Here is a 13202-nt window from a genome sequence, read left to right on the forward strand (position 1 = left end):
GTATATTGATTACTATAACAACGAGAGAATTTCATTAAAATTAAAAGGAATGAGTCCTGTTCAGTTTAGAACTCAATCCTTAGCAAATTAATTTTAAAATTTGTCCAACTTTTGGGGTTCACTTCATCAAAGGCGTATCGGTAACAATCAAGGATAAGACAAGCGAAAAATCCGGTACGACTAACGCCAGCGGTCAGGTGACGCTGCCCGTGAAATCTTCCGGCGGTGGCGGCGGCTCGATCTCCGGCGGCGGAGGTGGCGGCGGTTTTGTCAGCAGTATCAATTCCGTTAATGTCAAGGTAACAGATAAAGACGGCAAAACTGTTTCCGTTTCCAAATCCACGGGAACGGATAAAGTAACTCTCACCCTGCCAGCTGGCAAGACGTTAGATGATGGGAATTGGTATACCATCACCGTTACCGACCGGAACGGCAAAGCGAAAGCAGATTACACCGTCATTTTGAAAGACAGGGAAAAGAACGAGGTCACGGGTAAAACCGATAAAGACGGTGTTATCATTCTGCCCGCAGTAGAACACAAAGCGTATATTGTCGGCTATGAGGACGGTACATTCCAGCCGGACGGCGATATGACACGCGCCGAGGCGGCGGCGATCTTTGCCAGAATGGTAAGCGAGGAAAAAGACGAAAAAATCAGCGGGAACCATTCCTTTACGGACGTTTCCAAAAACGCTTGGTATGCCGATTATATAGGCTATCTTGCAAAGTACGACATCATCAAGGGTTATGAGGACGGAACTTTCAAACCGGACGCACCTGTTACCCGTGCCGAATTTACGGCTATGACGGTACGTTACTATGACCTGTTTAACGAGGTGAAATATCCGGCCAGCACAACAAAATATCCCGATGTCAGCAGCAGCTATTGGGCGGTCAAAGACATTTCCTTTGCCACAAATGAAAAATGGCTCAACGGCTATGCAGACGGCAGTTTCAAGCCGGATACCAACATCACCCGCGCTGAGGTTGTGACGGTTGTAAACCGCATGACCGGACGGACGGCGGACAAAGAGCATATCAATGATAACCTGTCTGTGCTGAACAAGTTTACCGACCTGAAAAACAACACGCATTGGGCGTATTACGACATTATGGAGGCGGCGAATACGCATAAGGCGGTTAGCAATTCCGAAAATGAAATTTGGGTGAAGTAAGCCGATAGAAATTGTAAATATGCAATGGGGGGCGGCAAAGATACGCCGCCCCTCTTTGCGCTTGAAAGGGGGAATTGCCTATTCAGGAGGAAGTAACGCAAAAAACGATTGCCTTGGTTGTTTCCGCAACGAAAATGACAAGCCGCGTGCTTGCACAGGCCATGCAGATATATTTGCAGAGCCGCAATAATAAGTCGCATGAGATACCGAAAGGGAAACAGAGCTTGGCGGATTTGGAAAAGCAGAACGCGGCGCTTTCTAATATTGAAATAACCAACAAAAATATTGGTATCTTTACCCGGACAGCAAAGAAATATGAAATAGACTTTGCTTTGAAGAAAGACCGAACCAAAGAGCCGCCCCTCTACTATGTGTTTTTCAAAGGGCGGGACGAGGAACGCATTTCCATGGCGTTTAACGAGTATTCGCAGAAAATCCTGAAACGCAAAGAGAAAAAGTCTGTCCGGGAAGAACTGAAACAGGAAAAAGCGGCTGAAAAAGCACAGGACCGCCGGCGCGAAAAAGTCAAGGTACAGGACAGGGGCGTGGAATTATGAAGATAGATAAAAAAGTGATCCTCTCCAACCTCCCCTTCCTCTTTATCTTCTGGATCGCGGATAAGCTGGCGTATATGTGCAGGATAACCGAGGGAAACAAAATATTTGCTCTTGTCAAGGGAGTATCGGAGCTTTTCAAAGCGCCGGTACTCTCTTTTCATATCCTCGACCTTTTGTTTGGCGTGCTGGGCGCGCTGGTAGTCAAGGGTATTTTGTATGTACGGAGCAAAAACGCGAAGAAATACCGCAAAGGCGCGGAGTACGGCTCTGCCCGCTGGGGCACGGCGGCAGACATCAAGCCGTATATGGATAAGGATTTTAAGAACAATATTCTGCTGACAAACACCGAGGGCCTCACCATGAACAGCCGCCCAAAAATAGCGAAGTATGCGCGGAACAAAAACGTGCTTGTCATCGGCGGCAGCGGCAGCGGCAAGACGAGATTTTTTGTCAAACCCCAGCTTATGCAATTACATTCAAGCTATTGCATTACTGATCCGAAAGGAACAATTTTGATAGAGTGTGGCAAGCTGCTGGAACGGGCGGGCTACCGCATTAAGGTACTGAATACAATAAATTTCAAAAAGAGTATGCGCTATAACCCACTTGCCTATATCAAGTCTGAAAAGGACATTTTGAAACTGGTAAACGTGCTGATTGAGAATACCAAAGGCGAGGGCGAAAAATCAAACGAGGATTTTTGGGTGAAATCCGAACGGCTCTTGTATTCGGCATATATCGGCTATATCTGGTACGAAGCGCCGGAGGAAGAAAAAAATTTCATCACCCTTTTGGATATGATAAATGCGTCAGAAGCACGCGAGGACGACGAAAATTTCAAAAGCCCAGTGGATATGCTCTTTGAACGATTGGCGGAAAGGGAGCCGGAGCACTTCGCCGTCAAGCAATACCGCAAATTCAAATTAGCGGCGGGCAAAATTCTGAAATCGATTTTAGTTAGCTGCGGCGCAAGATTAGCACCGTTTGACATAAAGGAACTCAGGGACTTAATGGAATATGACGAATTGGAACTTGACACCTTAGGCGACAGGAAAACGGCGTTTTTCGTTATCATCTCCGACACGGACGCCACATTTAACTTTGTTGTCGCCATGATGTATTCACAGCTTTTCAATCTGCTTTGTGATAAGGCGGATAACGAATACGGCGGCAGACTTCCCGTACACGTCAGGTGTCTTTTAGACGAGTTTGCAAATATCGGCAAAATCCCGAACTTTGAAAAATTGATTGCTACCATACGGAGCCGTGAAATATCGGCTTCTATTATTTTGCAGTCACAGAGCCAGCTTAAGGCGATCTACAAAGATAACGCCGATACGATTACAGGGAATTGTGACAGCACCTTGTTTTTGGGCGGCAAGGAAAAGACAACGCTTAAAGAACTGTCCGAGGTGTTAGGCAAGGAAACAATCGACCTTTACAATACTTCCGAAACACGGAGCAACCAGAACTCCTACGGCCTTTCCTATCAGAAGTTAGGGAAAGCGCTTATGAGCGAGGACGAATTGGCGGTCATGGACGGCGGGAAATGTATTCTGCAATTACGTGGCGTGCGGCCGTTTCTGTCAGATAAATTTGATATAACCCGGCATCCCAATTACAAGTATTTATCCGACTACGACAAGAAAAATACGTTTGATATAGAGAAATACCTGAAACGCAGGAAACCGATTGTATCAAAGCATGAGGTTTTCGACTATTACAAAATCGACTTGCCGCAGGAGGCGGCAGGAAAACAGGAAAAGGAGGAACTTTAATATGCAATTTTTCGGTGAAGCAGTAAACGTGCTGCAAACCTTGGTAATCGCCCTCGGCGCGGGGCTTTGCGTCTGGGGCGGCATCAATTTAATGGAAGGATATGGAAATGATAACCCGGGCGCGAAAAGTCAAGGTATCAAACAACTCATGGCGGGCGGCGGCGTTGTGGTGATTGGTACTACCCTTATCCCGCTTTTATCGGGGCTGTTCTAATTTATGGACAGTATCTTTGAAAAAATCACACAGGCGATCAACGAGTTTTTAATTTCCCTTATCGAGGGGAGCCTCAGCACCATGTTTAACGACGTCAACGAAAAGGTGGGAACCATTGCAGCGGAAGTCGGTAAAACGCCGCAGCAGTGGAACGCAAGCGTGTTTTCTATCATTCAGACGCTATCGGAAAACGTGGTGCTCCCCATTGCGGGGCTTATCATCACATTTGTATTGTGCTATGAACTTATCACCATGATAACCGAGAAAAACAACCTGCATGACGTAGATACATTTATGTTTTTCAAGTACATCTTTAAGGCGTGCGTTGCGGTGTTTATCGCAACGCATACCTTTGATATTATCATGGCGGTATTCGACTTGGGGCAGTATGTGGTGCGGCAGAGTGCCGGGGTAATCGGCGCAAACACGAATATAGATATATCCGCCGCGCTTGTGGATATGCGGACGACGCTGGAGGCGATGGGGACGGGCGAGCTTGTCCTCTTAATGCTGGAAACGGCGCTCGTCAGCCTGTGTATGAAAATCCTGTCGGTGTGTATTACCGTCGTTATCTTCGGCAGGATGATTGAAATTTACATTTACAGCTCGGTAGGAGCGATCTCCTTTGCAACCATGACAAACCGCGAATGGGGACAGATAGGAAATAACTATTTAAGAGGACTTGTGGCGCTGGGCTTTCAGGGATTTTTTATCATGGTGTGCGTCGGGATATACGCCGCATTGGTAAACGGCTTTATCGTTACAACCGATATTCACGCGACCATATTTTCCATTGCGGCCTATACCGTGGTACTGTGCTTTACCCTGTTTAAGACCGGCAGTATATCGAAATCTATCTTTAATGCGCACTAAGGAGGGCGGCTATGAAACAGTATAACATTATCTACGCCGATCCGCCTTGGAAATATCAAGGCGGGCAAAATTTGAGAGGTTCACCGTCAAAGCATTATCCGGTCATGCCTCTTGATGAAATCTGTGCCCTGCCCATATCAAAGTTTGCGGCTGAAAACTGCGCTTTGTTTTTATGGGTGACCTTCCCAAAGCTGGAGGAATGCTTTGACGTTATCAAGGCTTGGGGGTTTACATACAGGACGGTTGCTTTTACTTGGATAAAGCAGACGAAGAAATCAGGGAAGTGGTTTATGGGGCTTGGTTGGTGGACGCGGAACAATGCGGAAATCTGTTTGCTCGCGACCAAAGGCAAACCGAAAAGAGTTTCCGCATGTGTGCGCGAGCTTGTCGTGTCCCCTGTGGAGCAGCATAGCAAAAAGCCTGATGTTGTACGGGACAGGATTGTAGAGCTTGTGGGTGACCTGCCACGCCTTGAACTGTTTGCAAGGCAAAAGGCGGCAGGCTGGGACGTTTGGGGCAACGAGGTATTGAATGATATTTGGATGGAGTAAAGGAGAAATGCACAATGAAAGAGCATAAGCCGATATATCCCTATTCTTTTGAGGAAGCGGAAAGAAACGGCGAAATGGATTTATATAAACAATCGCATAATGAAAATATCGCCTGCGCGCAGGCAATTAGAAAAGCCCTTGCGGATAACTTTGACGGTTACCATTTGAAACCCGGCATAGAAAAGAAAATCAGTGAGGATTTTGGATTTGACCGCACGATGTATGTTTTGGCAAACACCATACAGCATTTTGATTATGACGGGCGGATTTCCATATACAATAAAGATTGGGCGGACACAATATACATTCCCGATAATAACAGCCGCAGAAATGTAGATTTTCTGATTGACAATCCGGGACTTGTCAACATATTTACTGCTGACGTCCGGGACAGATACAGGGAATTAAACTTATGGAACAGCGGGCACTGCATACCGCCGGACGGCCTTGATTTTGAAAATAAAATAATGGTACTAAATCCGACGGGGATAAAAGACGAGTATAAAACACCGGACTACCAGCTATTTTATGCACAAAGCGGGTTCGGGTGTTTGCCCACGGCAAGAGGACGGCAGGTTTACGGCCGTTTCCTTGCAGACGGGGAATATACGCACTTTGAGCGTTCCCGCTTTTTAGGACAGCTAAAGCCTGAACTTGTATCCGATTGGGCGAAAGAAAAAGTCAGGGAGTTTGAAAAGCCGTCTGTTAAAAAGCAGCTTGCCGAACTTCCAAAACAGCCGAAACCGAAACAAAAAAGTATAGATAAGGGGGCGAGATAACAAATGATTGATATTACCGCTACTTTCCGTCAGAAAGTACAGATTGATATGTACGACGCTATCAAACAGATTAAATCTGCTCTTGGATTTAATATGGGATATGGTGAATTTTTGAATGTTGAAAATGGTAAGCTGATACACGCCAAAGATACAAGCTATCACGGTTCACCCAATTATGAATATACGGAAATATCAAACAATCCGAATTATATCGCTATATACAACAGCTTGAATACGCTGGAGGAATATTTATCGGATAGAAGCGCCCCAAAGTGGGCCAAACATATTGAACCGGCGGAACAAAAGCCTTCTGTTAAAAAACAGCTTGCCAAACTTCCTAAACAGCCGGAACCGAAACAAAAAAGTATAGATAAGGGGGCGAGATAATGCCATATGTACCGGTACCGAAAGACCTAAACACGGTTAAGACAAAGGTTGCATTTAACCTGACAAAACGCCAGCTCATTTGTTTTTTCCTTGCGGCGGCCGTGGGCGTCCCGGCGTACTTTTTAACAAGAGGGCTTTTAGGGACGACGGGCGCCGTTCTGGTTCTGCTGGCGTGCGCGCTGCCTTTCTTCCTCTTAGCGCTCTATGAGAAAAACGGACAGCCGCTTGAAAAGATTTTGAAGCATTATATTAACACAAAATACCGCCGCCCAAAGGTGCGGCCGTATGTGACGAATAATCTCTATTCGGCAATGGAAAAGCAAATTATATTGGAACAGGAGGTTGATAGAATTGCCGGAAACAAAAAAGAAAACCGCCCTGCCAAAAGACAAACCGCTGACAGGCAGGCAAAGGCGGCAGATCGCCGACGCGGTTAAGAAAGCAAAAATGCAGGGTAAAATTGCTATGAGCGCGCAGGACACAATCCCCTACAAGGAAATGCGCCCGGACGGCATTTGCCGTGTAACGGATAACTTCTACACAAAGACCGTACTATTTTTAGATATTAACTACCAGTTGGCGCGCAACGAGGACAAAAACATTATCTTTGAAAATTACTGCGATTTCCTCAACTACTTTGATACGTCTATTTCTGTTCAGCTTTCATTTCTGAACCAGACCATGGATATTTCAGAGTACGAAAAGGCGATTGATATAAAGGCACGCGATGACGAGTTTAACGACATCCGGGAAGAATATACGGAAATGTTAAAAGGCCAGCTTGCGCGGGGCAACAACGGTATTGTGCGAAAAAAATATATCACGTTTGGGATTGAAGCAGACAACATTCAAAACGCAAAGCAGCGGCTGGAACGTATCGAGGTGGATATTCTGAATAATTTTAAGGTGCTGGGCGTCCGCGCGTTCCCCCTTTCCGGGATAGAACGCTTAGAGCTATTGCATAACTGTTTTAACGGCGACGGCAGCAAATTAAGTTTTTCATGGAACCTGATACCCAAAACAGGCCTAACCACAAAGGATTTTATCGCACCCACTTCCTTTGATTTTTCAGACGGTCGGTATTTCAAAATGGGAAATACTATCGGCGCGGTATCGTTTTTACATATCCTTGCGCCGGAGCTCACCGACGAGCTATTGAAAAACTTTCTGGATATACAAGCGAGCCTTGCGGTCAATATCCATATTAAAAGTATCGACCAGACCGAGGCAATCAAAATGATAAAACGGAAAATTACCGACATAGATAAAATGCGTATCGAGGAACAGAAAAAAGCAGTACGCAGCGGTTATGACATGGACATATTACCGCCGGATATTATGACCTTCGGTGTGGACGCCAAAAAGCTGTTGGAGGATTTGCAGAGCCGGAACGAACGGCTGTTTTTAGTGACCGTGCTTGTGATGAACACAGGCAGGACGCGTAAGGAGCTTGAAAACCGGATATTTGAAGCGTCGGCAATCGCACAGCAGAAAAACTGCCCGTTAAGACGGCTGGACTACCAGCAGGAGGACGGGCTCATGGCAAGCGTGCCGATCGGGATAAACAATATTGAAATACAGCGGAGCCTGACAACATCAAGCACCGCTATTTTTGTACCCTTTACCACGCAGGAGCTTTTCTCGGACAGCCCCGAAGCCCTCTACTGCGGACTGAACGCCCTATCTAACAATATGATAATGGTGGATAGAAAGCTGCTCAAAAATCCGAATGGTCTGATACTCGGCACACCGGGCAGCGGCAAGAGTTTTGCGGCAAAGCGTGAAATTGCAAACGCCTTTCTGGTGACGTCTGATGACTGCTATGTGTGTGATCCGGAATCCGAGTATCACGCGCTTGTACGAGCTTTGCACGGGCAGGTAATAAAGCTGTCACCCAATTCAAAGGATTATATCAATCCTTTGGATATTAACTTAAATTACAGCGACGAGGAAAACCCGCTGGCATTAAAGAGCGACTTTGTACTGTCGTTCTGCGAACTCATCATTGGCGGCAGGAACGGGCTGGAGCCGGTGGAAAAGACGGTCATCGACCGCAGCGTCACACGGATTTACCAGAAATATTTTGAAAACCCTATCCCTCAGAATATGCCTATATTAGAGGATTTATATAACGAGATAAAGAAGCAGCCGGAACAGGAAGCCCAGCATATTGCCGCCGCGCTGGAATTGTATGTAAAGGGCACTTTAAACTTCTTTAACCACCGCACCACGGTTGATATTTCCAACCGCATTGTCTGCTTTGATATTAAAGAGCTCGGCAAGCAGTTAAAAAAGCTGGGTATGCTGGTGGTGCAAGACCAAGTATGGAACAGGGTTACTATCAACCGGAACATAAAAATCCGGCTTGAACCGGGCGCAACGGATATTATAAACAGTAAGTCAAAATACACCCGTTATTACTGCGATGAATTTCATTTACTCTTAAAAGACGAACAGACAGCGGCTTATTCGGTAGAAATTTGGAAACGCTTCCGTAAATGGGGCGGTATTCCGACAGGTGTGTATTGTATGAAAATCGTTATACGCTTAGATTTCATACAACGCCGTGCTAACTGAAACCGGCAGGTATGTTAGCATTATCAACGCGGAAAAAATAGGGAAAGGTGCAGCGTCCTAACCCGAGCGGAAGGCGGCCGGCAAAATGGCCGCCACGCGCAACGCATAGGGCTTGAAACTGTTTATGCAGAATATAACAGCCCCACGAGTCCGCGTTATCGGCCGGTACAGTCATTTGACCGTGATAAAAAGATATGCTATGCCGGGCGTGAACCGACACGCCGATGAAAATGGGCGAAAGCCCCGGAGGGACAGATAAAAAACTGTCCGGCAATCACAAACAGATTACACAAAACGTTAAAGACCTATTATCCAGCGCAGAGATAGAAAACATCTTTGAAAACAGCGACTATATCTATATGCTGAATCAGGCGCAGGGTGATCGGGAAATCCTTGCGAAAAGGCTTGGCATTTCCCCGCAGCAGCTTTCTTATGTGACACAATCGGGAGCCGGCGAGGGGCTTTTGTTTTATGGGAATACCATTATCCCCTTTATTGACCGTTTCCCGAAAGATACAAAGCTGTATCAGCTTATGACAACCAAACCGGAAGAAATGATACAGAATGAATGAGCTGACGCATTTAAGTTTATTTTCCGGTATTGGCGGGATTGATTTGGCGGCGGAGGCGGCGGGATTTGAAACGGTGTGCCAGTGCGAATGGGCGGACTATCCGACCGCTGTTTTAGAAAAGCGCTGGCCTCATGTTCCCCGCTTCCGTGATATTACAACTCTGACAAAGGAGGCATTTTTTGAAAAGACAGGACGAAAAACAGTTACACTCATATCCGGAGGCTTCCCCTGCCAGCCGTTCAGCTCAGCAGGACGGCAGAAAGGATTTACCGATACGCGGTATCTCTGGCCGGAAATGGCAAGAGTTATTTCCGAACTCAAGCCCCATTGGGTGCTTGGGGAGAATGTTGCCGGGTTTATCCATATGGGGCTCGACAAGACGCTGTTTGACTTGGAGCGTGCAGGCTACGCTGTTTGGACATTCGTATATCCGGCTTGCGGCGTCGGCGCGTGGCATGAGCGCACAAGAACTTTTATCGTCGGCGTTAATGTTTCCCACGCCCCTTGCAAGCGACGACCGGAATGTAAAGGACGCAATGAATATGAATGTATACCTTTCGGAAAACGGAATATGGCGGAAGAAAAACCAAAACGGTGCAAGGTGGAGCCTTCCCCTTTCGGCGGCGGTGTTCTACTTGACACCGATAGCCTCAGACGGGTTCCGGTCAAAGCTAAAACCGGAAACCATGAAACAGAGCAAGGACATGTCAAGCCTTGCGGCGCAGATCATCAAACAGGAAAACCCGGTGAGCGACACGGCAGCCCTCAATCCCGAATGGGTGGAATGGCTGATGGGGTTCCCGCAGGGATGGACGGACGTAAGCTGTGGAAACGGGAGCCTGTCGGTGTTCCGCGTATAACAGAGGAAACGGAAAACAGGGCATTGCGGTTAAAAACACTTGGCAACGCCGTTTGTCCTCCGCAGGTGTACCCGATACTGAAATGTATCGCGGACATTGAAACAGGGGCTTGTGTAGATAGGTGTGTCTTCGCAGACAAAAACACTCTTTGAAATATGTATCAAAAATAATAATTGGTTCATACTATAAATTGTAAAGCGAAGTATTGACTTTTGCTTTACAAAGTGGTATAATAAGTGTGCGATATGAAAGGAGTGGATTTATATGGCGCAGACAATGGTAAATTTCCGTATGGATGAAGATTTGAAAAAAGCAATGGAACAGACCTGTCAGGAAATGGGGATGTCTATGACAACTGCATTTACCATATTCGCAAAAAAAGTAAGCCGAGAGAAACGGATCCCGTTTGAGATTTCTGCCGACCCATTCTATTCCGAAAGCAATATGAAGCATTTGGAAAAAATCATTTCGGATATTGACGCCGGCCGGGCGAAGCTGGTGGAACACGGATTGATTGAGGATGGGGAGTAAAGATGAAACTGTTATGGGAAGAAAGTGCATGGGACGACTATTGTTATTGGCAGACGCAGGATAAGAAAACATTAAAAAGGATCAACACGCTGATAAAAGATATTCAGCGCAGCCCCTTTTCCGGGCTTGGGAAACCGGAGCCGTTGAAACAAAACCTCAGCAGTTGGTGGAGCCGCCGTATAGACGGCGAAAACAGGATTGTTTACAAGGCGGCGGACGGCAATATTATTATCGCTTCCTGCAAGGGTCATTATGAAGATTAAAAAGAAACATTGTTTTAATTAAGGACATTGATGAACCTCAATGTCCTTTTTTTATGCGATTTTAGCAGCAGTAAGGTTGTGGGAATGTGTGTAAACTCTTTGGAGTTTTCCATATTTCCATAACCAAAATGGCGTGGGACTTGTGCGAAAACCGCAAAGCGGTTTTCCACAACTTCCATGCCTTAAACTTTTCAGACAGGAGGTAACAATTTGAAAGAACATAAAGATTACGAAAGCTATGACTTTGACAGGCTGACGGAAGGCAGCCAGATTAAAATAGAACACACGGTATACGGCGAGCCGGATATATCGGGCTTGATTTCAAAACCGCTGATAGAACTATTGGACTTGCACGCAGGCAGTGTAATGGCAGAAAAGGCAGCGTACGAAAACGTCAGGCAGGCGGCGCGGGATTGGGAAAAGCAGGCGGCATTGACGCAGCAGTTTAACCGGGCAATCGAATATGTACAAATACCAAAGGCCGAACATTCCTATAACAAATGGGTAAAGGCAAAAGACAACTATGGGTATGACAGTATCAGCAACGCGGTATATAAAATGAGCTGCCGGCTGCAGGAGGGCTATAGCTGGCGCGGCAAGCCTGCAAAATGGGAGGTCAGATGGGATATTTACACCAACAGCCCCCACGAAAACTATAATGAAAAGGTTGCCGGGCAGGAACGTTCCTTTGCAGATAAAGCGTCGGCGGAAAAATATCTGCAAGGCAGGATCAAAGCGTATGCACATTTGTTCACGGAAATTTCCCCGCCTATCCCGGATGAATATACCCGTCCCTTTATAGTACACGGCCAGCTATTGCCCGGCTACACCACGGAGGCCATGCAAAAGGCAAAAGAACACCCCTTACCTGATAAAAAGCCCTCTATCCGAAAGCAACTAACGGAACAGACAAAGGAAATCCAACCGGAACAGAAATCGGTCAAACGTTCCGTGCCGGAACTCGGATAGGCGGTGCAGATGATGAAGAATGTTACAACAAAGGCGCCGGCATATAAATTACAAGTGGAAATTGACGAATTCCCTCCCGATCCGAGGACAGATTATGACAATTTTGGTAAAATGGTTTGCTGGCACAGCAGATATGATTTAGGCAACAAGCACGATTTTTCGGAGCCGTCGGATTTCTTGAAACAATGTGTGCGCGATACCCTGTCCGCTGATGAAGTGATCGATTTTGTCAAAAAGGGCGGCTGTGCTTCGGTAAAACTTGAATACGACAGGCATAACCGGGAATGGGCGCTGCGCACACATGACGCACATTTTAATAAATGGTTTACGGAATATACCTTTTCCCCTAAAACACTGAACCATTCGGATATGGCAAAGGAATATATTTTAGAGTGTTTACCGATCAACGCGCTCAAAGAGCTTGCGGATAAAAAGAATGTCATTTTGCCGCTGTACCTGTACGACCACAGCGGCCTTTCCATTTCGTGCAGCCATTCCTACCCGTATAACGACCGCTGGGACGCAGGACAGGTCGGCTGGATTTATGCCGGGCACGATAAAATCAAAAAGGAATACGGGGCCGTCAATGAAGAGACGCTCAAACAGGCAAAACAGCTTTTAATCAGCGAGACAGAAACATATGACAATTATCTGCGCGGCGAGTGCTACGGGTACGTCATAGAAAAAGACGGCGAAGAAGTGGATAGCAGCTGGGGGTTCATGGGCGATTTCAAGGAAATGCTTTCAGAAATGAAAGCAGGCGCCGACAAAGAATATCAGCATCTTTTCGACCATATCAATTACGGCTGTATGGAGTATGCGGAATATGAACCCGGCGACAAGGCAGTAAAACCTTCTATCCGCAAACAGCTAACAGAACAGGCAAAGGAAGTCCAACCGGAACAAAAATCGGTCAAACGCACCGGGCCGGAACTTGGATAACCGGAGGTGAGACATGAAACGGGATAAAGAAGAATTTAAGGCAAAAAATGATATGCACCCCAAAAGTTGGACATACATAGTTGAGATTATGGAGGTGTATATTATGGGCAAAGAATTATATTGTAAAGAAATAAAACTAGAAGCAGTACAATATGTTTTATCCGGACATTCCTA

16 protein-coding genes and 1 pseudogene are annotated in these 13202 nt (G+C 46.3%); all 17 read left to right on the top strand.

Features of this window, described 5'->3' with window-relative positions; translation table 11 throughout:
* Nucleotides 1–91: IS3 family transposase (locus INF28_RS12135; protein WP_226393436.1), on the top strand; the 91-nt coding region annotated here is incomplete at its 5' end.
* A 106-nt stretch (nt 92–197) separates the two neighbouring features.
* Nucleotides 198–1175, top strand: a complete 978-nt coding sequence (locus INF28_RS12140; protein WP_226393719.1) for an S-layer homology domain-containing protein — start codon at nt 198–200, stop codon at nt 1173–1175.
* Between the two features lie 74 nt (nt 1176–1249).
* On the top strand, nt 1250–1732 hold the full coding sequence (locus INF28_RS12145) for a PcfB family protein (RefSeq protein ID WP_264175778.1): 483 nt from the start codon (nt 1250–1252) through the stop codon (nt 1730–1732).
* Complete coding sequence (locus INF28_RS12150) at nt 1729–3510, top strand: VirD4-like conjugal transfer protein, CD1115 family (RefSeq protein ID WP_226393720.1); 1782 nt, start codon at nt 1729–1731, stop codon at nt 3508–3510. Before INF28_RS12145 ends, INF28_RS12150 begins: the two co-directional genes overlap by 4 nt.
* Before the next feature lies 1 nt (nt 3511).
* A complete protein-coding gene (locus tag INF28_RS12155) occupies nt 3512–3724 on the top strand; it encodes a Maff2 family mobile element protein (RefSeq protein WP_226393721.1) in 213 nt (70 codons plus the stop codon).
* A 3-nt stretch (nt 3725–3727) separates the two neighbouring features.
* Nucleotides 3728–4597, top strand: coding sequence for a VirB6/TrbL-like conjugal transfer protein, CD1112 family (locus INF28_RS12160; RefSeq protein WP_226393722.1), 870 nt, complete (start codon nt 3728–3730; stop codon nt 4595–4597).
* An 11-nt stretch (nt 4598–4608) separates the two neighbouring features.
* Nucleotides 4609–5148 carry an MT-A70 family methyltransferase gene (locus tag INF28_RS12165; RefSeq protein ID WP_226393723.1) on the top strand — a complete coding sequence of 180 codons (540 nt, stop codon included), beginning with the start codon at nt 4609–4611 and terminating at the stop codon, nt 5146–5148.
* A 14-nt stretch (nt 5149–5162) separates the two neighbouring features.
* Entirely contained in the window at nt 5163–5927 is a 765-nt protein-coding gene (locus INF28_RS12170) for a DUF3849 domain-containing protein (protein WP_226393724.1), read from the top strand.
* Between the two features lie 3 nt (nt 5928–5930).
* Complete coding sequence (locus INF28_RS12175; protein ID WP_226393725.1) at nt 5931–6314, top strand: hypothetical protein; 384 nt, start codon at nt 5931–5933, stop codon at nt 6312–6314.
* Complete coding sequence (locus INF28_RS12180) at nt 6314–6751, top strand: PrgI family protein (protein ID WP_226393726.1); 438 nt, start codon at nt 6314–6316, stop codon at nt 6749–6751. The genes INF28_RS12175 and INF28_RS12180 overlap by 1 nt, the downstream gene beginning before the upstream one ends.
* Nucleotides 6666–8837, top strand: a pseudogene (locus tag INF28_RS12185) (VirB4-like conjugal transfer ATPase, CD1110 family); the annotation flags it as partial. The gene INF28_RS12180 and the pseudogene INF28_RS12185, both read left to right, overlap by 86 nt.
* A gap of 284 nt (nt 8838–9121) precedes the next feature.
* Nucleotides 9122–9463, top strand: coding sequence for a conjugal transfer protein TraE (locus INF28_RS12190; RefSeq protein WP_404815179.1), 342 nt, complete (start codon nt 9122–9124; stop codon nt 9461–9463).
* Nucleotides 9456–10475, top strand: coding sequence for a DNA (cytosine-5-)-methyltransferase (gene dcm, locus INF28_RS12195; protein WP_226393728.1), 1020 nt, complete (start codon nt 9456–9458; stop codon nt 10473–10475). The genes INF28_RS12190 and dcm overlap by 8 nt, the downstream gene beginning before the upstream one ends.
* 112 nt (nt 10476–10587) lie before the next feature.
* Nucleotides 10588–10854: a type II toxin-antitoxin system RelB/DinJ family antitoxin gene (locus INF28_RS12200; RefSeq protein ID WP_226393729.1), complete on the top strand. Its 267-nt coding sequence runs from the start codon at nt 10588–10590 to the stop codon at nt 10852–10854.
* A gap of 2 nt (nt 10855–10856) precedes the next feature.
* Entirely contained in the window at nt 10857–11117 is a 261-nt protein-coding gene (locus INF28_RS12205; protein ID WP_226393730.1) for a Txe/YoeB family addiction module toxin, read from the top strand.
* 210 nt (nt 11118–11327) lie between these two features.
* Nucleotides 11328–12086, top strand: coding sequence for a hypothetical protein (locus INF28_RS12210; protein WP_226393731.1), 759 nt, complete (start codon nt 11328–11330; stop codon nt 12084–12086).
* Between the two features lie 9 nt (nt 12087–12095).
* The gene (locus INF28_RS12215) at nt 12096–13028 is read left to right on the top strand and encodes a hypothetical protein (RefSeq protein ID WP_226393732.1); all 933 of its coding nucleotides are present in this window, start codon (nt 12096–12098) and stop codon (nt 13026–13028) included.
* Nucleotides 13029–13202: the final 174 nt, after the last annotated feature.

The sequence above is a fragment of the Ructibacterium gallinarum genome (assembly GCF_014982785.1).
Taxonomy (GTDB): Bacteria; Bacillota; Clostridia; order Monoglobales; family Monoglobaceae; genus Ructibacterium; species Ructibacterium gallinarum.